This window comes from Acinetobacter sp. ME22 (assembly GCF_022012315.1).
Classification (GTDB): Bacteria; Pseudomonadota; Gammaproteobacteria; order Pseudomonadales; family Moraxellaceae; genus Acinetobacter; species Acinetobacter brisouii_A.
Map to the genome: position 1 here is coordinate 351736 of NZ_JAKLTL010000003.1, position 21756 is coordinate 373491.

The window sequence follows — 21756 nt, forward strand, 5'->3', positions numbered from 1 at the left end:
ACATTATCAAATTAAATACAAATTCAGGAACATAAAATAAAAGATTGATCAATTAGACATATAGAGTTTTTAGAGCGTCATTTACTTACTATTATTTTATATAATTAAAAATTAATTTATAAAAAATAAATACTTATTTTTACTTTAACTCAAAAAACAAAATCCATAGATTTTTTTGTTTATAAGTAAATGTTTTTATTAAAAAAATCTATTTTTAATCAAAATAAAATCTACCTATCATGTGCAGCATATTGCGTTTGATTATGAAGTACTTATCATGAAAAATTTATTTCTCGCTGCTATCACTCTCACTATGAGTAGTTTAGTTTTAGCAGGTGAGGCAACCACTATCCACTGGGGCTATGATCAAGAGATTGGCGCGGCACATTGGGGAGAATTAAGCGAGCAATATAAAACCTGTAGCACAGGTAAAAATCAAACACCGATTAATATTCATCATACCTACCGTATTCGTGACCAGCATCCTATTGAAATTAATTATCAGGCTGCACCAAAAACAATTATTTTTAATGGGCATACGGTTCAAGTCAACACTGAAAGTGAGCGTGATTACCTCCAAATTGAACATGAAAAATTTAATCTAAAGCAATTTCATTTTCACACGCCAAGTGAAAATCAAATCAACGGTAAAAACTTCCCCCTAGAACTCCACTTTGTGAACCAAAATGCACAAGGTGAATTAACCGTTTTAGCTGTCATGTTTAAACTTGGCAAAGAAAATTCTGAAATTTCAAAAATGTGGGCAGACATTTCTACTGAAGAAAATCATCCTCAACCGTTACGCACTCAAGTTAATCTGACTAAACTTTTACCGACTCAGCGTAACTATTATCGTTTTTCAGGCTCACTTACTACACCGCCATGCTCTGAAGGTGTTACTTGGATTGTACTCAAACAGCCGCTGACATTATCAGAAAAACAGCTTGAGCAATTTAAAGACGTTCTAAAACAACACTCAAATAATCGTCCAATTCAGCCATTAAATGGACGCCTTATTATTGAAGACTAAAAAGTAATTTTAATTAAATCTTTTAAAATCCTCGGGCTATCCTCGAGGATTTCTATATCAATACCAAAGAAGATTCAATCTAAATAGACGATTGTCGGTCGCCATAATCCCGCGCTCCAAACAGTGCCGTACCGATGCGTACCATAGTTGAACCTGCGGCAATAGCAGCTTCAAGATCTCCCGACATGCCCATGCTTAAGGTATCCCAATCTTCAGGATGTGTATGTTGTACTTTAACTTTTTCAAACAAGGCTTGGGCATCGCTAAAAGCTTGCTGATTATTTGGTGCGGGAATCACCATCAAGCCACGCAAACGTAAATTTGCAAGCTGACTGATCTGTTCGACTAAACTTGCGACTTCTTCAGGCGCACAGCCGTCTTTCGTATCCTGTCCATCAATATTGACCTGTAAGCAGATATTAAGCGGCTGAGCCGTCTCTGCTCGCTGGCTCGACAAGCGCTCAGCAATAATTAAACGGTCAACCCCATGAACCCAGTCAAATTTCTCAGCCAAATGCTTGGTTTTATTGCGCTGTACATGCCCAATAAAATGCCACTCGATTGCGAGGTCTTGTAATGCTTCAATTTTATCAAGCGCTTCTTGTAAATAGTTTTCCCCAAATGCGCGTTGCCCCGTTGCATACATGGCACGCAACGCTTCACTCGGATGGGTTTTCGACACCGCAAGCAACTGGACTTGATCAGCAGAACGACCAGATTGTGTACATGCATGCTGGATTTGATGCAATACAGCATCACGCGATTCTTGGTAATGATTCATAAACAGGCATCTCTCAAGATTTTTCATGATTTGCAGTGGAAAGTATTGGTTAGATGTTTTGAAAGTCGTTATTATTTTACAAAAATAACGAACACTTTGGGGCAAGAATGGATATTACAGAATTACTGGCTTTTTCTGCAAAAAATGGGGCGTCAGATTTACACCTTTCAGCAGGTCTCCCACCCATGATTCGTATCGACGGTGAAGTACGTCGCATCAATCTTCCTGCACTAGAGCATAAAGATGTCCATCGTCTCATTTACGATATCATGAACGATAAACAACGCCACGATTATGAAGAAAAGCTCGAAACTGACTTTTCTTTTGAAGTCCCTGGAGTTGCACGTTTCCGTGTCAACGCATTTAACCAAAACCGTGGCGCAGGCGCTGTATTTCGTACCATTCCATCTAAAATTTTGACGATGGATGATTTGGGTTTGGGCAATATTTTTAAAGAAATTTGCGAATTCCCTCGGGGTATTGTGTTAGTAACAGGACCAACAGGTTCGGGGAAATCTACAACGCTCGCAGCCATGCTCGATTATATTAATGACAATCGTTATGACCACATCCTAACCGTCGAAGACCCAATCGAATTTGTACATCCTTCTAAAAAATGTCTGATCAATCAGCGTGAAGTTCACCGTGACACGCATGGCTTTAACGAAGCACTGCGTTCGGCACTGCGTGAAGACCCTGACATTATTTTGGTGGGTGAGATGCGTGACTTGGAAACCATTCGTTTGGCACTGACTGCGGCAGAAACAGGTCACTTGGTCTTTGGAACACTACATACCACCTCAGCCGCAAAAACCATTGACCGTGTGATTGACGTGTTCCCTGCTGAAGAAAAAGACATGGTTCGTGCGATGTTGTCTGAGTCTTTACAAGCTGTAATTTCACAAACCCTGCTGAAAAAGACAGGTGGTGGTCGTGTCGCAGCCCATGAAATCATGCTGGGTGTGCCTGCAATTCGTAACCTGATTCGTGAAAACAAAGTCGCGCAAATGTACTCAGCCATTCAAACAGGTGCAAACCAAGGTATGACCACACTCGATCAAAGTTTAAAAACATTGGTGAGCAAAGGTGTGATTACCAAAGATGTCGCACGGACTGCTGCAAAACAACCAGAAACATTTATGTAGTTTAAGGAATAAGAATTTTTCATGGCTATGGATTTTAATGACTTACTCAACTTAATGAGTGAGAAAAAAGCATCGGACTTATTTATTACTGCCGATGTTGAACCATCAATGAAAATTAATGGGCAACTCACGCCCATTTCATCGACCAAACTCACAGGCGAAATTGTTGACCAACTCATTTACTCGATCATGAGTGAAAAACAGCGTCAGGAATTTCGTGAAACCCGTGAATGCAACTTTGCCATTACCAACCGCGAACAAAGCCGCCGTTACCGTGTAAGTGCCTTTTACCAACGTGATTTACCAGGCATGGTATTACGTCGTATTGAACATCACATCCCAACGGTAGATGATCTACGACTTCCGCCTGTACTCAAAGATCTCGTGATGTCTAAACGCGGTATTATTATCTTTGTCGGGGCAACAGGTACAGGTAAATCGACCTCTTTGGCTGCACTTTTGGGTTATCGAAACCACAACTCAAAAGGGCATATTATTACCATTGAAGACCCAATTGAGTTCGTGCATCAGCATGCAGGTTGTATCATGACTCAACGTGAAGTCGGAATTGATACCAACTCATTTGAAGTCGCACTGAAAAATACTTTACGTCAAGCACCTGATGTCATCTTGATTGGTGAGATTCGTACCAAAGAAGTGATGGACTATGCTGTTGCCTTTGCGGAAACAGGTCACTTGGTATTGGCAACCTTGCACGCCAACAACGCCAACCAAGCCTTAGAGCGGATTATTCACTTCTTTGAAACAGAACGTCATGAGCAGATTTATCTGGATTTATCGCTCAACTTACGTGCTGTGGTTGCCCAGCAACTAGTACCAACTGTTGATGGTAATTCACGTCGTGCAGCGATTGAAGTCATGATCAATAGTCCATTGATGTCCGATTACATTCGTAAAGGTGAAACACACGAATTAAAAGCACTAATGACTCGTTCACGGGAACTGGGAATGCAGACCTTTGACCAAGCCTTGTTTGACCTTTATAAAGCCAAAGAGATTACTTACAAAGATGCACTTCGCCATGCTGACTCACCAAATGATCTACGCTTACAGATCAAACTATCGGAAGATGGTGCTGATGAACTGATGAATGCAACCAGTAAAATCACCTTTGACGGTCAGTAAGCCATCAATAAAAAAGGCATTTCTTCAAGAAATGCCTTTTTTATTTGTTATATTTATGTAGGAATTACTTCTTACGTGAAGCCTCTTGGCATTCTGTCGCATCGCAATAACCATATAAATTTAACGAGTGACCTGTTAAGGTAAACCCATATTTTTTTGCAACTTCATGTTGCTCGTGTTCAATCACTTCGTTTGTAAATTCAAGCACTTTGTTGCAGTTTTGGCACACAAGATGATCATGATGATCTTCTTGCATAATTTCAAAAACTGAGTGATTATTTTCAAAATGATGACGCTGAATAATACCTGCCGCTTCAAATTGTGTTAACACGCGATATACGGTTGCTAGGCCAACATCTTCACCTTGATCAAGTAATGTTTTATAAATGTCTTCAGCGCTCAAATGATGTTGTTTTGAGTTTTCAAGTAATTCCAATATCTTAATTCTTGGAAGGGTTACTTTAAGTCCTGCTTTACGTAAATCTTGATTCGAAATGGGCATGAAAAAGTCTCTCAACAATTTTTAAGTTGGAATATGCAACAGAGTTTAGATGCAGTATGATCTATCCCTAGATTAAATGCATCACAATTGATTTGGATAGTGTAGCAAAAATGCAAAAAATTATGTTGACGACCTTACTCGTCAGTTCATTGCTTGCCGGCTGTGTCTATAAAATAGATATTCCTCAAGGGACACCTTTAACTAAAGCCCAAGCTTCACAAGTACACGTTGGAATGAATTACCAACAGGTTCGTTTCTTGCTTGGCAGTCCGACCATTACTGATCCACTGAATCCAGAACGTTGGGATTATGTTTACAATTATATCCCAGGAACTTATGCGAAAAAAGCCAAGATTCCTGCCGCACATGGACAGCATTTAAGTATCTATTTTGACAAAGCTGGTGTGGTCAACAAAATTGAAGGTTTAGACAGCTTGCCAGATGCTCAGCCAGGATTACCCCCTTCTAAAGATGCAATCCTTTCAGCGCAGCCATTATAATCGATCTATGGCATGCTTAAAAGAAAACCTCAATCAAATGATTGAGGTTTTCTTTAATTATGAAGATCGTTTAAACCGATTTCCTTTGCCATAACGCCCGACTGGATGATTTGCAGCTCGATTTCGCCGAATCTCTTTGGGATTAATGGTTAATGCCCGATAAATCTCAACCCGATCACCCACCTGTAATAAATGATCCTGACTAATTTTAGTCCCAAAAATTCCCAGTTGTAGTGGTGTTTCAAATACTTCTCGCTCTGCCAAACCACTTTTTGCAATCGCATCTTGTGCTGTCATGCCTTCTTCAAATTCAACAGCCAAATAATATTGCTGCTGTGCAGTTGCATAAGCCACCCAAACCTGCTGCATTAAATTGCTCCTAATACAACCGCCACCATCGCAATAACAATCGCAAGAGGCGAAAGAATGCGTACTGCAATCCGCCACAGGTTATATGTTGTTTCTTGAGCAAAGTTTAAAGATTTACGTAAATGACTGATTTTCATCAACCAACCGACAAAAATGGCATACAACAAACAGATCAACAATCCCCAAAGCATCAAAACTGTGTTGAGCACCAGTACGATTGCCATACATGCCCATGTGAAAAGTGGTAATAGTAAAATAACCCACTGCATAACTACGGCAATTTGGCGCTGTTGTAATTGTTCGCGTGCCAGTTGCAACAAACTTGCAGCAGCAGCCACACTACCTAGCAATACGGTTATCGCAGGGATCTGTGCTTGTACCGCAAAAAATCCAAATAAAACCACCGCCAGCACTTGTGCTATCCATACGGGCACGGCGCTTGGAGTCGCTTGTTCTGTATTTTTAATCTGCAATAAACTCGTTTGGGCATAAATACCCAAACCTAAACCTGTTGAAACAAGTGCTAAAACAACGGCATATCCCCATTCTGAGAACTGAAATGCGGTCATGTGCCATGCGGATAAACTGATCGGAAAGATATGACTGCAGACCAATGAGATCAATACCATCACAACTGCAACCACAGCTAAAATCAAACGCGGTAAAAATGAAGCAGCAACCGCAATAACAGCCACAGCAGCCACTAAAATATTATCAGGCATCGGCAAGGCAAGATAATGTGCAGCCGTATAACCTGCATTTGCAACTAATGCACCTGCCAAAAATGGCATAAACACCACAGCCAGCCAACCCGCAATACGCCAACGTGCAGATACATCAGCTTCACGCGTTAAACTCATTAAAGCCTGTAAAGCTGTCGTTTTGGCACGCTTCACCAAAGCCACTTCCAAATAGGCAAATGGCAATGCCAAAACCACCATTAATACGAGCCATAATGCCCAAAAATCGAGCTGGCGATCCTTTTGGATCCCCACCACTGGCGCAAGCGTGGTGATCAACAAAAATGATAAACAAAACGCCATCAGTGGCGACAACCATCGTGACATAGGTCTGTCCTGCATCCGAAGTTTAAAAATAATGAGCTATTTTGCCTTTGTCATGGCTGAAAATCAAAGTTTGTAGAAAAAAGAAATCATTGCCGAAGCAATGATTTGTGGCGTAAGTTTCAAGCTATAGTTTTTTATGATTATTCTTTTTTATTATTTTCAATTTTTATGAGAAGAATCGAGAAAACCAGTTCTTGCCTTTTTTCTTTTCATGCTCACGAATGATGCCTTTCATGTTTTCTTTGACTGCACCAACATAGTCAGCATCATCGTGTTGAATGTGATTAATCAACCATTTTGTTAGAATTTGATGTAACTCATCTTCAATGGCTTGTCCCATCACAAAACGATCACGATAGTCTTCGATTTTTTTAATAAACAAGTCATGTACACGCTTATGAGGCACACGGTACTTATAACCCGCTTCATCTTGAAGGCTTTCTTCAAAGGTGAAGTGTGACTGGGTGTAATCAATAATATTGTCTAATACTTCTTTGATTTGATTACGATCACGAGTAAAACGCACATCTTCGATTTGATTGATATAATCGAGAATACGTTTATGTTGATCGTCAATCACGTCAATACCCGTATTGTATTCAGAGCGCCAATTCATTTTCATAGTGGGGGCTGCCTAATGCATCTATGTTTCATTTTTGCGGCATAATAAACAAAAAATGATCAATAAAAAACCAAGTAAAACCCTCAGAATTAAAGTAATTTTCACTAATTATTTGATAAAAATAAGAAAACACTTTATAACCAACCAAAAGAGTCAAGTATTTTTTAATCAATTCAATTACTTATATATTGATTCTTTACCAAATATAAAAATATTGTCTATATTTTTAATATAAATCTGCTTTGGTGACACGGCGTAAAGAGGGATCTTGAGCCTCACGAATCAAGCGCTGAACTTCAGTCATGGCATGTAAAACTGGACGTCCATGCTGAAACAAAATCATTTCCCCTGCCTGAAAAGCTGTCCACTGTTCATTTTGAGTCAAAGGCTCTGTGGTAATGACTGCAACACGGTCATCAGGCGTGGTGACTTCACTAAAATCAACTTCAACATCCAGATCAATCAGATGCGCATGCTGAAACGGATATTCACGTACAATCCAATGCAGCTTGGTTGTCGCATAACTCCATAAGGCTTGACCATTGGATAAGCAAAAGTTGAATGTACCATGCTCAGCAATTTGTGGCGCAATTTCTTGTAAAACCTGAAAAATATCTTGAATCGATGGCTCTTGATAACCAAAACGCTCAACCAATTGATCAAGCAAGAAACAAAAGGCATATTCGCTGTCGGTATTACCCACAGGCGTAAAACGCCCGCTCAGCTCAGGCTGAAAACCATGCAAGTCACCATTATGTGCAAAAATCCAGTGACGCCCCCACAATTCCCGTAAAAATGGATGTGAGTTTTCAAGGGTAATTTTGCCTTGTGTGGCTTTGCGAATATGCGCAATCACATTGCGGGATTTAATTGGATAATTGCGGATTAAGTCAGCAATCGGTGACTCAACCGCAGACTGATTATCGACAAATAAACGGCAAGCTTTGTCTTCGAAAAAAGCAATGCCAAAACCATCGCAGTGATCAGAGGTAATTCCCGCACGTTGTGAAAATCCTCGGAACGAGAAGGTAATATCGGTCGGTGTTGCACAATTCATTCCGAGTAGTTGGCACATGCTGAAATCTTCTTACAATCAAATACATCTCTAAAGAATGTAACGGATGCCGTGCAGATCTGCAAATGCGTTTTTTCGCAGTCTTTATGAAAAATAATGCTAAAAGGAATCTAATAACCACATTTATCGAATAATAATTTTTTGAGTCAAAAAAAACCGCATTACTGCGGTTTCTTGAATTTAAGCTTACAGATGTGCAGCTTTAGCACGGTTGGTAATCAGTGTTCCCACCCCATGATCGGTAAAGATCTCAAGTAAAGTCGCATGTGGTACACGTCCATCAACAATATGTGCACTCACCACACCGCCTTTCACTGCATCGAGCGCACAACTCACTTTCGGAATCATACCACCATAAATCACGCCTGTTTCGATCAGTTGATCAACTTCATGCGTAGTTAAACCAGTCAGCAGATTTTTATTTTCATCCAGTACACCACTAATGTTGGTCAACAAAATCAGTTTTTCTGCACCCAATGCTTCAGCGACTTTACCTGCCACCAAGTCTGCATTGATGTTATAGGTATTGCCCTGCTCATCGACACCGAGTGGTGCAATCACAGGAATAAAATCGCTTTGGGTAAACATTTGCAAAACGTCAGTTTTCACACCAACCACTTCACCGACCATACCCAAATCAATTTCTTTGACAGAACCATCTTCATTCTGTTTTTTCATCAAGAGTTTACGGGCGCGAAGTAAGTTACCGTCTTTACCTGTCAAACCGATGGCACGACCACCATGTTTGTTAATCAGATTGACGATCGATTTGTTGACGCTACCGCCAAGTACCATTTCCACCACTTCCATAGTGGCTTCATCGGTCACACGCATCCCATCAATACGGTCAGACTCTTGCCCTAAGCGTTTGAGTAATGAATCGACTTGAGGGCCGCCACCATGTACCACGATCGGGTTAAGACCTACGGTTTTGAGCAACACAATGTCTCGCGCAAAAGAACTTTCAAGTTCAGGATCGGTCATGGCATTGCCGCCGTATTTCACCACAAGGGTTTTTCCTGAGAAACGTTGAATGTACGGCAAAGCTTCTGTTAAAACCTGTGCTTTGTCGAGGCCAGTGTGTTGGTGTGGCATGTGCCTCTCCTTATTGCGCGTTACAAATATCGTGCGCGATTTCTGGATATTTTTCGCTGAGCAGATATGCAAAGTTTTGGCGAATTTCATTTAAACGCGATGCACTACTGGCATCGAAACGTACTGTTAAATATTCGCCAGTATTGGATGCTCGAATAATGCCAAAACCGTCATCAAAATCAAGCCTAACCCCGTCAATTTTGGTTAAATGCGCTGCAATTTTATGACTTTGTTGCTCAATATCTTGCAATACCTGAGCGGGATGATGCTGATAAGTTCGAATATAGGTGTCTTCTGTCGCGTAGCGTTCAGGAATTTGTCGCATTAATCCTGAAAAATGAGCTTCGGAACTTTGCGAAAAATATTCAATGGCACGCAGCGCAGCATATAAACCATCGTCATAGCCTTTACCGCGCCCATCATTAAAGACATAGTGCCCTGCGTATTCACCACCAAAAACCGCCTGCCCTTTTGAATGGGCGATATATTTACGTAAAAAAGTACTGCCTGTGCGAAGCATGTGAGGAATGCCAGCATACTGCTTGATCTGCTGAGTGACTAAATTGGAGCATTTCACATCAAAGACCACTTCACGCTGTGGCTGTTGTTCAAGACACATTTTGGCAAATAAACACAGTAAACGGTCGGCACGTAAAATCTCACCCATTTCATCGACCATCACCACACGGTCACCATCTCCATCGAGGGCAAAACCAACATCTGCCTGTTGTTCACGTACCGTTTGGCAGAGTTTGAGCAAATGCTGTGCGGTTGAAGGATCGGGGGCATGCTCAGGAAATTCGCCATTGGCTTCACAGCGCAGTGCAATCACCTGACAACCCAGACGCTGCAAAATCGCCACAGCGTATTGACCTGCCGAGCCATATAAACCATCCACCACCACCTTGAGCGGTCGTGCCAAATGAATATCCTGTTGTAAGTGCTGTAAATATTCAGCTTTAAACGATTCAATAAATTGATGTTTTTGCTCTGTAGATCGAATCGGTTCAGGATGTTGCGCGGCAAAGTGTTGTGCTGCTACAGCAACTTGCTGAATTTGCTCAGGAGATGATGGCTCACCCTGACACATCCATTTAATGCCATTATCACTTTTCGGGTTGTGACTGGCAGTGACCATCACACCATTGCCACCATGTTGCATGGCAAAGAAATATAGACATGGCGTGGAGCAGCAACCCAGTTCAATCACCTCTAAACCATTTTTTTTAAAAATTTGCTGCAAAATCGTCGTGTAGCTCGGACTGGTTAAGCGAGCATCATAACCAAGAACCACCGTAGCGACCTGATGTTGTAAGAATTGTTGAGAGAGCGCTTCAGCAATCGCTTGAATCACGTTTGGCGTCAAATTATTCAACTTGCCCCGAATATCGTAGGCACGGAAGATATGCGCAGGAAAATCATTTTTGTTTAACTGCATAAAATACTTTTTTCAGATCAATCATGAATAAATTGTGGGTGACAACGCTAGGCTTTGTAAATATGGCACTCAGGCTATTTTGTAAGAAATAGCCCAGTTTTAGACTAAAAAATCAAAAAAACTCCAACAGTGTGGAGTTTTTTTAGTCAGCATAAATCAGTCGATTTTAGTGTTGACCAGTATGACCAAAGCCACCTGTACCACGTTCAGTTGCAGCAAACTCATCGACCTGTTCAAATTCTGCCTGAATCACAGGCACTAATACGTACTGTGCCAAACGCTCGCCTGGTTCAAGCGTAAATGTTTGCTGTCCACGGTTCCACACTGAAATCATCAACTCACCTTGATAATCCGAGTCAATTAAACCGACCAAGTTCCCCAAAACGATGCCATGTTTATGACCTAAACCTGAACGCGGCAAAATCAGACCTGCAAAGTTAGTATCTTCGATATAAATCGCCAAACCTGTTTTTACCAATACAGTTTGACCTGGTTCAATCTGGATGGCTTCATCTAGACAGGCACGTAAATCAAGACCTGCCGAACCCGCTGTCGCATAGCTTGGCATTGCCCACTGTTGGCCTAAACGTTTGTCTAAAACTTTAACCTGAACTTTCATACACTTTCCTAAACAATTAAAACATTAGTGCTTATGCTTGAGCATGGCACGTAAATTTTCCAAATACACTTTTGCCTGTTCTTTCGGGTCGACATGAACCTGTTGCGTTTTTTTCTTACGCCCAAGCCAGTCGAGTTCGTCTTGTGGCAGTTCATCCAAGAAACGGCTCGGGGTCATCTGCTTCATTTGCCCACCCGCTTTACGTTGCTCAGCCAAAGTGAGCGTTAAACCCTGGCGCGCACGGGTAATGCCCACGTACATTAAGCGGCGTTCTTCTTCAACCGTTTCAGCCGCAATCGAGTTTTTATGCGGCAGCAATTCTTCTTCTAGACCCATCATATACACAAATGGGAACTCCAGACCTTTGGCGGCGTGTAGCGTTAACAGATTGACCTTGTCCGTGTCTTCTTCTTCCTGCTGTTGCTCAAGCATATCCAGCAACACCATTTTCCGAATCACACTTTCAATATTTTTTTCATCAACATCTTCAGCACGATTAATCAGACTTTGAATACTGCTATATAAAGTTTCGATGTTATCGAGCTTGGTTTTTTCCTGTGCAGGCGTTGCCGATTGCTCGCGAATATAGTCGATATAACCTGTTTCGGTGATCATCTGACGGACAATTGGTACAGGCTGATCATCATCGAGCAATTCACGGGTGTAATCTGCCATAAACTGGGCAAATTCATGCAATTGTGAACAGACTTTTTTACTTAGCACCATGCCCAAACGCTGATCTGCCGCCGCCATCAATAGCGACAAATGATTTTCTTGGGCAAATAGACCGAGCTTTTCCAAAGTCACAGGGCCAATCGCACGTTTCGGGGTATTAATGATACGTAAGAACGCGCTGTCATCTTCAGGGTTAATAATCAGGCGCAAATAACTCATGATGTCTTTGATTTCACTGCGCGCAAAGAATGAAGTCCCGCCTGAGAGTTTATACGGAATCTGCATTTGGCGAAGCTGGGTTTCCAGTACCCGCGCCTGAAAGTTACCACGATACAGTACCGCGTAATCTTTCCAGTTTTTACCGTTCATGAGCTTATGGGTCATGATGTCCTTGACCACGCGCTCAGCTTCATCATCATCATTACGGCAAGTAATAATCCGAATGACTTCGCCATGCCCTTTATCGCTCCACAATTTTTTGTCAAAAATATGCGGATTATTTTCAATAACAGCATTGGCTGCTTTAAGGATGCGACTGGTGGAACGGTAATTTTGTTCCAGTTTAATCACTTTTAAATTCGGGAAATCTTCTTTGAGCAGTGCCATATTTTCAGGCTTTGCCCCACGCCATGCATAGATCGACTGGTCATCATCGCCCACAGCGGTAAACTGCCCCATTACCCCAACCAATAATTTCACCAAAATATACTGTGCAGTGTTGGTGTCCTGATATTCATCGACCAGCAAATAGCGCACGCGGTTTTGCCATTTGTCGCGCACTTCAGCATTTTCTTGTAATAGGCGGGTTGGCAACACAATCAGGTCATCGAAATCAACCGCATTGTAGGCACGTAAGTTGCGCTCATACAGTTGGTATAAATAGGCAAAACGCACATCGTCTTCGGTTTCACAGGTACTTGGCGCTTGTTCAGGCAAAATCAGATCATTTTTCCAGTCGGAAATTTTCTTCATGGCTTTCGCCACCAATTCTTTACTTTCCGCCCCTGATAAATTGTCCTGATGCATCAAGTCAATCAGAATGCGTTTACAGTCGTCGGCATCTAAGATTGAGAAATTGGCTTTGAGTGGTAAATGTTTGAGTTCGAGTCGTAGCAGATTCAAACCAAAAGTATGGAAAGTCGAGACTGACAAGCCCTTGGCTTCTTCACGGCTGAGCAATTTACCGACACGTTCTTTCATTTCACGTGCAGCTTTATTGGTAAAGGTCATAGCGGTAATGCGATGCGCGGGAATGCGGCATTGCTGTACCAAGTAGGCAATTTTTCGGGTAATCACCGAAGTTTTGCCTGAGCCTGCACCTGCAAGTACTAACAAGGGCCCTTGAGTGTATTTCATGGCTTCAAGTTGCTTGTCATTGAGTTGACTTGCTGATGACATCTGTTGACCTCCTATGCTTGGAGCATGATTATAGTCATCTCGGTTTTAGATTCCCAATAGAACTTGCGCTGAACGCTAGAATTTTGTGTGATTAGGCGACAGGGTGTGTCGCTATAAGAAAACCAAAGCAATGGCAGATCAACTGATTGCAGAAGGGCAAAACCCCAATGCCCCTCTTTCTGCTTCTGTCCTTTAATTTTTAGACTGTAATTTTTGTTTGGCTGGCCATGTCATGATAAAACGCGCACCGCCAAGCTCAGGGCTACGGTCAACTTCAACTTTCCCGCGAAACCAAAACGCGATACGACTGACTATTGAAAGACCCAAACCATACCCCCCTGAAGCACGAGTTCGGCTGTCATCTAAACGAGCAAAGGCTTCAAAGACACGTTCACGGTCTTGTTCAGGAATCCCCTGACCATCATCTTCAACACAAACATAGGCTTGACCATCAGGGCGAACGCCACCGCTAATCCGCACACGTTCATTACAATAACGTACCGCATTACCCACCAAGTTTTGTACCACACGATGCAAATAACGGCGCTCGGCATCAGCGACTACATTAATTTCAGGAGCATTCAATTCAATAATTTTTTGAGTTTTTAAGGCTTCGGTTTCTTTTGCCACCTGTGCCAAAACATCTGCAATCGGAATACTTTGAATATCCAGAGATGGTGTACCCTGCTCCAGCTTGGCATAAGTCATGATTTCATCAATCAAGGTATTGAGTGCTTCAATATCTTTATCAATCATATCGACCTGACTGAGTCGCGAATCATAATCATCGTCTTCCGCCAGCATTTCCATACCAAAACGAATCCGTGCCACTGGAGTACGCAGTTCATGTGAAACTGCGCGCATCAGTTCACGTTGAGCTTCAATCAAACGTTGGATATGGCTCGCCATATCGTTATAGCTTGATGCCAAACTCGACATTTCATCCGTCCCTTCAACATTGAGTCGCGTAGACAGATTCCCTGTTTTCATTTGATCCAAAGCTTTAATGGTTTGTTTGGTTTTACGCTGTAACGGTAAAATTAATCCATACACACCCAAGCTCAGCAGAAACAAACTCAGTAAAGTAATTCCCGCAGCAAGCTGAAATGGCATCCAGTTAAACATCGGTACAGGGCCAATCACCAACACTTCAGCAGGGTTATTCGGCATTGGCGAAACAATCGAAATGGTTGTACCGCGAATAGTTGCACTGTCTCGATACAATAAAACACTTTGATCCTGACGTAAGCGCCCAATCTGCTCCGAATCTAATCCTAAGTTTAAAATAGAATCAATTTCAATCGGATAAGAAAAATGCTGACGAATTTTTTCCAGATATTCTTTTTCTTGTCCAGGGTAATAAATCAGATAATCTAAAATAAATATTGGCAAGGCGCGCATTTGTCGCTCACCAATTTTATTCACTTTAATATATAGATAATGTTGTTGATCGTGTGGCAAACCCAAAAATAAGGTCGCAACCATGCTTTGTGCGTCATAGCGCACCACAGCTTGCTGATTTTCAATACGTTTACTTTCAGAGCGTGATAACTCAACTTTAGAACGGTCAACCAAAGAAATCGGTAATTCCAGCAAATCTGCTGCATCGGAAATCCAGTCTTTCTTTTGCTGAGCAGTCTGTTGACGCTCAACGCCCTGACTAATCACATAAGAAATCCCATCGGTTAAGGATTCACGATATTCTTGCGCGCGCTGGTAGTTAATAATCTGTACCAACAAATAACAAAACACCGCCACCAACGCCACAAGGATGATGACACCTGCGTAAATTCGCAAAAATATACTGTGCTTAAACACGAATGATTACCCTTTGTTCAGGATGTCGAATAAAGCAAACAACCTCTTTCAGTCACTGAAAGAGGTTGTCATGAAGAAATGCTCAAATCGGATTTTATAATCCATTGGTTTCTTTAACGAATAAATAACCTTTACTACGAACGGTTTTAATACGTTTCGGGTTTTCAGGGTCATCACCGATTTTTGGACGAATACGTGAGATACGCACATCGATTGAACGGTCTTGACCATCGTATTCGATACCACGTAAACGCTCAAAAATATCTTCACGAGACAAAATGCGTCCAGCGTTTGAAGCCAACAACCAAAGCAAGTCATATTCCGCACTGGTGAAATCAACCAATTCACCATTTAAAGTCACTGAACGACCACCATTGTCGATGACGAGATCATCAAATTCGATGCGCTGTGCCACTTCATCTTCAACAGTTTTGTCAGTACGACGCAACAAAGCACGGATACGAGCCAATAGAACACGTGGTTGAACAGGTTTAGCGACATAGTCATCTGCACCCATTTCAAGACCCAAAACTTGATCCATATCTTCAGTACGGGCAGTCAGCATCAAAATCGGTTGATGGTAGTGAGGACGCACTTCACGACATACGGTTAAACCATCTGCACCTGGGAGCATGACATCTAAGACCACAAGATCTGGTTGCTCACTGATGATACGGCGAATCGCACGGTTACCATCTGGTTCTACCCCAACTTCAAGCCCATTACGAATCAAATATTCCTGAGTTAAGCGCGCCAGACGCTCATCATCTTCAACAATCAAAATCTTTGGTAACTTTTCTTCTTGGCTCATCATCTTGCCCCTTAAATTCCGTCAATATTAGCTATTGGTTATTCAAACAGATACGCTAATTCATATCCTGCAATATACACATGTTTACATTGTAAACAAGATGCCGTTCACCAAACTGATACATGTAACTGCTAAATTGTAATAAATTAGTTAATTATTGAAAAAATTAATGTTTTTCTTTTCGTAATTGCAACATTCGTGTAGCAAAGGTAAACCCTCTTTGCCAGATCACAGGCAATGCGGGGGAGTGTCTGACGTTATTTTCTGATCAATTAATTGTTTTACTGCGTTCTGTATAAGTAATTTGGAATGGACTTTGTTATGCTATGCGCCTTGAGCAAAATCACCTATGTTGTTGTATCTAAAACAGCTCAAATCCAGCCTGAAAGATTTAAAAAAAATTAAAAAAATGTCAATATTGATCTTCAAAAATTTTTCCCGTATCTTGTGCCCTAATTCTTTTTAAACCACTAAATATTGTGTTTATCCCTCAAATATCGAGGTTCATTTACCCGATTCAAATGGTCCATAGACATAACAATGACATGAGAAATGGAGCTAAGCTGACATGAGCGTAATCTCATCAACACCGGGTCAACTGCAAGTGATTAAACGCACTGGCGATGTTGTCCATTTTGATGCAGAAAAAATTTCTGTTGCGATTGGGAAAGCCTTCTTAGCTGTAGAGGGTCAACAAAGCGCAGCGTCAAGCCGCATTCATGACCGTATCGAACAGTTAACAGAAATGGTGATGAATACTTTTCAACGCCGTTTACCTTCGGGCGGTACGATTCATATTGAAGAGATTCAAGATCAGGTTGAACTTGCCTTGATGCGTACGGGTGAGCAAAAAGTTGCTCGCGCTTATGTTATTTATCGTGAACAGCGCGCTTCTGCACGTCAGCAAACCAATGCGAACCACCATCCAACACTTCAAATCACAGATGCTCAAGGTCAGTTACAGCCTCTTGATTTAGCCGAACTTACTGCCAGCATTAGCACTGCGGCGGAAGGTCTTGAAGGCATTGACGTTCAGGCAATTGTTGAAGAAACCGTTAAAAACCTCTATAACGGCGTCAAAGCAAGCGACATCGCGACCACCATGATGATGGCAACGCGTACCCGTATTGAACAAGAACCAAACTATACTTATGTGACTGCACGTTTGTTGCGTAATGAACTGGTTGCAAAGGGCTTAGAGTTCCTCGGTCTTGCGGCAGATACGCTTGAAAATGATGCGCTTGAGACTTTCCTGAAAAAAGGGATTGAGCTTGAACTGCTTGACCCTGAACTATTGAACTTTGACTTGGCAAAATTGGCTGCGGCAATTCAGCCTGAGCGTTCAAACCAGTTTACTTATTTAGGTCTACAAACATTATTTGACCGTTACTTCATTCACTCTGACGGCATCCGTTACGAACTTCCTCAATTGTTCTTCATGCGTGTGTCGATGGGTCTTGCACTCAATGAAGACAACCGTGAAGACCGTGCGATTGAATTCTATAACCTGTTGTCAAGCTTCGATTACATGGCGTCAACACCGACGTTATTTAATGCAGGAACTTTACGTCCACAGTTGTCGAGCTGCTACTTGACCACGATTTCTGATGACCTATACAGCATTTACGGTGCAATCCGTGACAATGCGATGTTGTCTAAATGGGCTGGTGGTCTAGGAAATGACTGGACACCTGTACGTGCCTTGAACTCATACATCAAAGGTACAAACGGTAAATCACAAGGTGTTGTCCCGTTCCTGAAAGTTGCGAACGATACAGCGGTTGCAGTGAACCAAGGTGGTAAGCGTAAAGGTGCAGTCTGTGCCTACCTTGAAACTTGGCACTTGGACATCGAAGAATTCCTAGAGCTTCGTAAAAACACAGGTGATGACCGTCGCCGTACTCATGACATGAACACTGCAAACTGGGTTCCTGACCTATTTATGCAACGTGTGATTGAAGATGCTGAATGGACGATGTTCACGCCATCTGATGTACCCGACTTGCATGACTTAACAGGTACAGCATTTGCTGAGCGTTATACGCACTACGAAAACATTGCCAAAGAACAAAACTTGTTGCACAAAAAAATCCGTGCAAAAGACTTGTGGCGCAAAATGTTGTCAATGTTGTTTGAAACAGGCCATCCGTGGATTACGTTCAAGGACGTATGTAACTTGCGTTCACCACAACAACACGTCGGTGTCGTGCATTCATCAAACTTGTGTACCGAAATTACGTTGAACACCAGTGAAGATGAAATTGCAGTTTGTAACTTGGGTTCAATCAACCTTGTACAACACGTTCAAGGCGGTGTATTGAATCGCGAGAAACTGGCACGTACCATCAAAACTGCCGTTCGTATGCTCGACAACGTGATCGACATCAACTACTACGCAGTACCACAAGCGAAAAACTCAAACATGAAACACCGCCCAGTGGGTATGGGAATCATGGGCTTCCAAGACGCGCTTTATGAAATGGGCATGGCTTACGGTTCACAAGAAGCGGTTGATTTTGCTGATGAATCAATGGAAGTGATCAGCTACTACGCGATTCAAACCTCAAGTGATCTTGCAGTTGAACGTGGCGTGTACTCAACCTTTAAAGGTTCGCTATGGGATCAAGGCATTTTGCCAATCGACTCTTTAGAGATCGTGGCGAAATCACGTCCTGAGCGTATGTTTGAAGTCGACCGTACTCAACGTCTGGACTGGGACAGCTTACGTGCCAAAGTTCAAAAAGACGGTATGCGTAACTCAAATGTGATGGCGATTGCACCAACCGCAACTATTTCAAACATTTGTGGCGTGTCTCAATCGATTGAACCGACCTTCCAGAACTTGTATGTGAAATCAAACTTGTCTGGTGAATTCACTGTGATCAACCCTTACCTTGTTCGTGCATTAAAAGTACGCGGTTTGTGGGATAGCGTGATGGTGAACGACCTGAAACATTTTGAAGGTTCTGTACAAAAGATTGCACGTATTCCTGAAGACTTGAAAGCGATGTTCTCAACTGCGTTTGAAGTTGAACCACGCTGGATTGTAGATGCTGCATCACGTCGTCAGAAGTGGATTGACCAAGCGCAATCATTGAACCTGTACATTGCAGGTGCAAATGGTAAAAAACTGGACATCACTTACAAAATGGCATGGTTACGTGGCTTAAAAACCACTTATTACCTCCGTGCATTGGGTGCGACTTCGGCTGAGAAATCAACCATCAATACTGGTGCGTTGAATGCAGTGAAACCAACCACTGTTGCAGCGGCTGTAGCTGCGCCTGCTCCAGTTGTAGCGGAGAAAAAAGCACAAGTAGTTGCTGAAGAAGAAGGTTTTTCTCAAGCAGCACCAGTGCCACAAGCCTGTTCAATCGACAATCCAGATTGTGAAGCTTGTCAATAATCACCTCCTCTAACCCCTCCTCAAAGGAGGGGGAAAGTCCCTCTTTTTAAAGAGGGACTTAGGGAGATTAGGCATTTAAACCACAAAGGTAGAGACAATGTTTGAACATTTATCTAAAAACTATGAATTAGGTTTGCTCGCATACGTCTTAACCTACGTGGTGTTTTGCATTCCGATTGCATACGTGATTTACAAGGTTCGTAAAGAACAGCGTAATCAAAACAAGTGATATTTTAAGCGTATTACTTCTTTTGATTGTGTAGAAATACAAAATCAAACTTAAATTGAAAGTTATGTATGTGACTGAATATTTAAGATTTTGAGAAAAAAATGTTGGGGATATTGGCGTATCCCCTACATCAATCTCAGATAACCGAGAACACGGTTGACTGAAAGCTTTCCACTAAGAAAGTAAGCGAATCTTCGTTCACTTTGGGCTATGAGTCAACCGTTAGTTTTGATTTACCAACTAACCGTATGTTTTTAGGAGCATTAAAAATGCAATCAAAAAACCCTCTCAAACAGACCAAAGTTACAGGAGATTACTATGAGCCTATTGTGCTTAAGCTACGATCTTAGAAATAAATCAAGCTCTCATTATTCCAATATATATCAAAAACTTGGAAAGTATGATTGTGAAAGATTACAGCAATCTATTTGGATAATTAGAACATCCAAATCTATTGATGAAATCGTAAGTGATTTTAGGGATTGTGTTGATCAGAATGACCGCTTAGCAGTTTTTCCAGTTGACCAAAATTTGTTAAACATTCTAAAAGAATAAACACCCCGACTATTTATTAGCCATAATAAATGGTTTTGAAATAGTGAGAGGACTATAATCTTCTCACTATTTCTGGGGTTCATTACTTTAAGGTAGGAGAATCCCATGTCTATCCTTAGTTGGGACGATTTTGAAGATGATTCACAAAAACCGACTACACCAGAGTCCAAGTCTGCGCCCGTCCAACCGCAAGAAGCGCCTGATTCGCAAGTGGTATCTGATCCACAGCCATCGTCGCCGAGTTTGGCAGCTGCTGAACCCGTTGGAACCTATTCCTCAAGCACAACAGATTCAACCGATTCGTTGGCTCGAGCATCTGAATCCCTAAAAAATCTGGATGCATCAGCAGGCGTAGAAGAACTGGAAACAGGTGCAAGCCGCGTTCAAGTTGATGATAAAGCCATGATCAACTGCCGCGCTGACTTGAATCAGCTTGTTCCATTCAAATACGAATGGGCTTGGCAAAAATACCTAGATGGTTGTGCTAACCACTGGATGCCTCAAGAAATCAACATGACGCATGACGTTTCTCTTTGGAAGTCTGAAAATGGCTTAACTGAAGATGAGCGTATTATTGTCAAACGTAATCTTGGCTTCTTCTCGACTGCGGACTCATTGGTTGCAAACAACTTGGTCTTGGCGATTTACCGTCTGATTACCAACCCTGAATGCCGCCAGTACATTTTGCGTCAAGCCTTTGAAGAAGCGATTCATACCCATGCTTATCAATACTGTATTGAATCTTTGGGTATGGATGAAGGCGAAATCTTCAACATGTATCACGAGATTCCAAGTGTGGCGCGTAAAGCTGCTTGGGGCTTGAAATATACCCAGTCTTTAAGTGATCCAACATTCCAAACAGGTACACCTGAAACTGATCAGCAATTGCTACGCAACTTGATCGCATTTTACTGTGTCCTTGAAGGAATTTTCTTCTACTGTGGCTTTACTCAAATCTTGAGTATGGGTCGCCGTAACAAAATGAACGGTGTTGCTGAGCAGTTCCAGTACATTTTGCGTGATGAATCTATGCACGTGAACTTCGGTATCGACATGATCAACCAGATCAAGATCGAAAACCCACAATTGTGGACAGCCGAGTTCCAGCAAGAAGTGACTCAAATGTTGCTTGAAGGCACGATGCTTGAAATCGAATATGCACGTGACACTATGCCACGCGGTGTATTGGGTATGAACGCAGCGATGATGGAAGAATACTTGAAATTCATCTGTAACCGCCGTTTAACTCAGCTTGGTTTATCTGAACAATTCGTTGGTGTGACTAACCCATTCCAGTGGATGTCTGAAATGATGGACTTGCGTAAAGAGAAGAATTTCTTTGAAACGCGTGTGACTGATTACCAAACTGGCGGTGCGCTAAACTGGTAAGATATTGATTATATTGACTTATTTTTAATTTTAAACATATTCTTTTAAATAAGTCAATTAATGATCAGAAATAGAGCCTCAAAGGC

General features: G+C 41.9%; 19 protein-coding genes. 7 read left to right on the top strand and 12 right to left on the bottom strand.

The genetic code is table 11. The annotated features are described in order from the left end of the window. The first annotated feature begins 277 nt into the window (after nucleotides 1-277). Entirely contained in the window at nucleotides 278-1030 is a 753-nt protein-coding gene (locus tag LVY74_RS06605; RefSeq protein WP_237814414.1) for a carbonic anhydrase, read from the top strand. 79 nt (nucleotides 1031-1109) lie between these two features. Here the strand turns inward: LVY74_RS06605 and LVY74_RS06610 are convergent, their stop codons facing one another. After that, nucleotides 1110-1811 carry a YggS family pyridoxal phosphate-dependent enzyme gene (locus LVY74_RS06610; RefSeq protein WP_237814415.1) on the bottom strand — a complete coding sequence of 234 codons (702 nt, stop codon included), beginning with the start codon at nucleotides 1809-1811 and terminating at the stop codon, nucleotides 1110-1112. 107 nt (nucleotides 1812-1918) lie between these two features. Between LVY74_RS06610 and LVY74_RS06615 the strand changes: the two genes are divergently transcribed. Both LVY74_RS06615 and LVY74_RS06620 read left to right on the top strand, forming a co-directional pair. Next, nucleotides 1919-2956: a type IV pilus twitching motility protein PilT gene (locus LVY74_RS06615; protein WP_151777218.1), complete on the top strand. Its 1038-nt coding sequence runs from the start codon at nucleotides 1919-1921 to the stop codon at nucleotides 2954-2956. A gap of 27 nt (nucleotides 2957-2983) precedes the next feature. Continuing rightward, the gene (locus tag LVY74_RS06620; RefSeq protein WP_237814487.1) at nucleotides 2984-4102 is read left to right on the top strand and encodes a PilT/PilU family type 4a pilus ATPase; all 1119 of its coding nucleotides are present in this window, start codon (nucleotides 2984-2986) and stop codon (nucleotides 4100-4102) included. 64 nt (nucleotides 4103-4166) lie between these two features. Here LVY74_RS06620 and fur read toward each other — a convergent pair whose 3' ends face one another. After that, the gene (fur, locus tag LVY74_RS06625; RefSeq protein WP_151709412.1) at nucleotides 4167-4604 is read right to left on the bottom strand and encodes a ferric iron uptake transcriptional regulator; all 438 of its coding nucleotides are present in this window, start codon (nucleotides 4602-4604) and stop codon (nucleotides 4167-4169) included. Nucleotides 4605-4714: 110 nt separating this feature from the next. Between fur and LVY74_RS06630 the strand changes: the two genes are divergently transcribed. Next, nucleotides 4715-5104 carry an outer membrane protein assembly factor BamE gene (locus tag LVY74_RS06630; protein WP_151709411.1) on the top strand — a complete coding sequence of 130 codons (390 nt, stop codon included), beginning with the start codon at nucleotides 4715-4717 and terminating at the stop codon, nucleotides 5102-5104. A 57-nt stretch (nucleotides 5105-5161) separates the two neighbouring features. Here the strand turns inward: LVY74_RS06630 and LVY74_RS06635 are convergent, their stop codons facing one another. From LVY74_RS06635 to bfmR, 10 genes are all read right to left on the bottom strand, one after another. After that, nucleotides 5162-5473, bottom strand: a complete 312-nt coding sequence (locus LVY74_RS06635; RefSeq protein WP_237814416.1) for an RnfH family protein — start codon at nucleotides 5471-5473, stop codon at nucleotides 5162-5164. Further along, on the bottom strand, nucleotides 5473-6540 hold the full coding sequence (locus LVY74_RS06640) for a hypothetical protein (RefSeq protein WP_237814417.1): 1068 nt from the start codon (nucleotides 6538-6540) through the stop codon (nucleotides 5473-5475). The genes LVY74_RS06635 and LVY74_RS06640 overlap by 1 nt, the downstream gene beginning before the upstream one ends. Nucleotides 6541-6706: 166 nt before the next feature. Next, the gene (locus tag LVY74_RS06645) at nucleotides 6707-7162 is read right to left on the bottom strand and encodes a bacteriohemerythrin (RefSeq protein WP_237814418.1); all 456 of its coding nucleotides are present in this window, start codon (nucleotides 7160-7162) and stop codon (nucleotides 6707-6709) included. A gap of 226 nt (nucleotides 7163-7388) precedes the next feature. Further along, the gene (locus LVY74_RS06650) at nucleotides 7389-8237 is read right to left on the bottom strand and encodes a class II glutamine amidotransferase (RefSeq protein WP_237814419.1); all 849 of its coding nucleotides are present in this window, start codon (nucleotides 8235-8237) and stop codon (nucleotides 7389-7391) included. A 186-nt stretch (nucleotides 8238-8423) separates the two neighbouring features. Then, nucleotides 8424-9332: an acetylglutamate kinase gene (argB, locus tag LVY74_RS06655; RefSeq protein WP_151709406.1), complete on the bottom strand. Its 909-nt coding sequence runs from the start codon at nucleotides 9330-9332 to the stop codon at nucleotides 8424-8426. A gap of 10 nt (nucleotides 9333-9342) precedes the next feature. Then, on the bottom strand, nucleotides 9343-10770 hold the full coding sequence (locus tag LVY74_RS06660) for a phosphomannomutase/phosphoglucomutase (RefSeq protein WP_237814420.1): 1428 nt from the start codon (nucleotides 10768-10770) through the stop codon (nucleotides 9343-9345). Between the two features lie 166 nt (nucleotides 10771-10936). After that, the gene (gene dut, locus LVY74_RS06665) at nucleotides 10937-11389 is read right to left on the bottom strand and encodes a dUTP diphosphatase (RefSeq protein WP_237814421.1); all 453 of its coding nucleotides are present in this window, start codon (nucleotides 11387-11389) and stop codon (nucleotides 10937-10939) included. A gap of 24 nt (nucleotides 11390-11413) precedes the next feature. Next, the gene (locus LVY74_RS06670; RefSeq protein WP_151709404.1) at nucleotides 11414-13462 is read right to left on the bottom strand and encodes a UvrD-helicase domain-containing protein; all 2049 of its coding nucleotides are present in this window, start codon (nucleotides 13460-13462) and stop codon (nucleotides 11414-11416) included. Nucleotides 13463-13654: 192 nt separating this feature from the next. Further along, complete coding sequence (gene bfmS, locus LVY74_RS06675; protein ID WP_237814422.1) at nucleotides 13655-15280, bottom strand: sensor histidine kinase BfmS; 1626 nt, start codon at nucleotides 15278-15280, stop codon at nucleotides 13655-13657. A gap of 94 nt (nucleotides 15281-15374) precedes the next feature. Next, nucleotides 15375-16091, bottom strand: coding sequence for a response regulator transcription factor BfmR (gene bfmR, locus LVY74_RS06680; RefSeq protein WP_034426050.1), 717 nt, complete (start codon nucleotides 16089-16091; stop codon nucleotides 15375-15377). A 568-nt stretch (nucleotides 16092-16659) separates the two neighbouring features. Between bfmR and LVY74_RS06685 the strand changes: the two genes are divergently transcribed. The 3 genes from LVY74_RS06685 to LVY74_RS06695 all read left to right on the top strand — a co-directional run bounded on the left by LVY74_RS06685 (nucleotide 16660) and on the right by LVY74_RS06695 (nucleotide 21670). Continuing rightward, nucleotides 16660-19497, top strand: coding sequence for a ribonucleoside-diphosphate reductase subunit alpha (locus LVY74_RS06685; RefSeq protein WP_237814423.1), 2838 nt, complete (start codon nucleotides 16660-16662; stop codon nucleotides 19495-19497). Nucleotides 19498-19594: 97 nt separating this feature from the next. Then, nucleotides 19595-19726: a preprotein translocase subunit YajC gene (locus tag LVY74_RS06690; protein WP_215899818.1), complete on the top strand. Its 132-nt coding sequence runs from the start codon at nucleotides 19595-19597 to the stop codon at nucleotides 19724-19726. Nucleotides 19727-20386: 660 nt separating this feature from the next. Then, the gene (locus tag LVY74_RS06695; protein WP_237814424.1) at nucleotides 20387-21670 is read left to right on the top strand and encodes a ribonucleotide-diphosphate reductase subunit beta; all 1284 of its coding nucleotides are present in this window, start codon (nucleotides 20387-20389) and stop codon (nucleotides 21668-21670) included. The last annotated feature ends 86 nt before the right edge of the window (nucleotides 21671-21756 follow it).

Coding starts and splice junctions, on each gene's coding strand:
- LVY74_RS06645 (WP_237814418.1), bottom strand. CDS start 7,162: ATGAAAATGAATTGGCGCTCTGAATACAATACGGGTATTGACGTGATT.
- argB (WP_151709406.1), bottom strand. CDS start 9,332: ATGCCACACCAACACACTGGCCTCGACAAAGCACAGGTTTTAACAGAA.
- LVY74_RS06635 (WP_237814416.1), bottom strand. CDS start 5,473: ATGCAGCAGGTTTGGGTGGCTTATGCAACTGCACAGCAGCAATATTAT.
- LVY74_RS06685 (WP_237814423.1), top strand. CDS start 16,660: ATGAGCGTAATCTCATCAACACCGGGTCAACTGCAAGTGATTAAACGC.
- LVY74_RS06630 (WP_151709411.1), top strand. CDS start 4,715: ATGCAAAAAATTATGTTGACGACCTTACTCGTCAGTTCATTGCTTGCC.
- LVY74_RS06640 (WP_237814417.1), bottom strand. CDS start 6,540: ATGTCACGATGGTTGTCGCCACTGATGGCGTTTTGTTTATCATTTTTG.
- LVY74_RS06660 (WP_237814420.1), bottom strand. CDS start 10,770: ATGCAGTTAAACAAAAATGATTTTCCTGCGCATATCTTCCGTGCCTAC.
- dut (WP_237814421.1), bottom strand. CDS start 11,389: ATGAAAGTTCAGGTTAAAGTTTTAGACAAACGTTTAGGCCAACAGTGG.
- LVY74_RS06620 (WP_237814487.1), top strand. CDS start 2,984: ATGGATTTTAATGACTTACTCAACTTAATGAGTGAGAAAAAAGCATCG.
- LVY74_RS06605 (WP_237814414.1), top strand. CDS start 278: ATGAAAAATTTATTTCTCGCTGCTATCACTCTCACTATGAGTAGTTTA.
- LVY74_RS06650 (WP_237814419.1), bottom strand. CDS start 8,237: ATGTGCCAACTACTCGGAATGAATTGTGCAACACCGACCGATATTACC.
- LVY74_RS06690 (WP_215899818.1), top strand. CDS start 19,595: ATGTTTGAACATTTATCTAAAAACTATGAATTAGGTTTGCTCGCATAC.
- bfmR (WP_034426050.1), bottom strand. CDS start 16,091: ATGAGCCAAGAAGAAAAGTTACCAAAGATTTTGATTGTTGAAGATGAT.
- LVY74_RS06615 (WP_151777218.1), top strand. CDS start 1,919: ATGGATATTACAGAATTACTGGCTTTTTCTGCAAAAAATGGGGCGTCA.
- LVY74_RS06695 (WP_237814424.1), top strand. CDS start 20,387: ATGTCTATCCTTAGTTGGGACGATTTTGAAGATGATTCACAAAAACCG.
- LVY74_RS06610 (WP_237814415.1), bottom strand. CDS start 1,811: ATGAATCATTACCAAGAATCGCGTGATGCTGTATTGCATCAAATCCAG.
- fur (WP_151709412.1), bottom strand. CDS start 4,604: ATGCCCATTTCGAATCAAGATTTACGTAAAGCAGGACTTAAAGTAACC.
- LVY74_RS06670 (WP_151709404.1), bottom strand. CDS start 13,462: ATGTCATCAGCAAGTCAACTCAATGACAAGCAACTTGAAGCCATGAAA.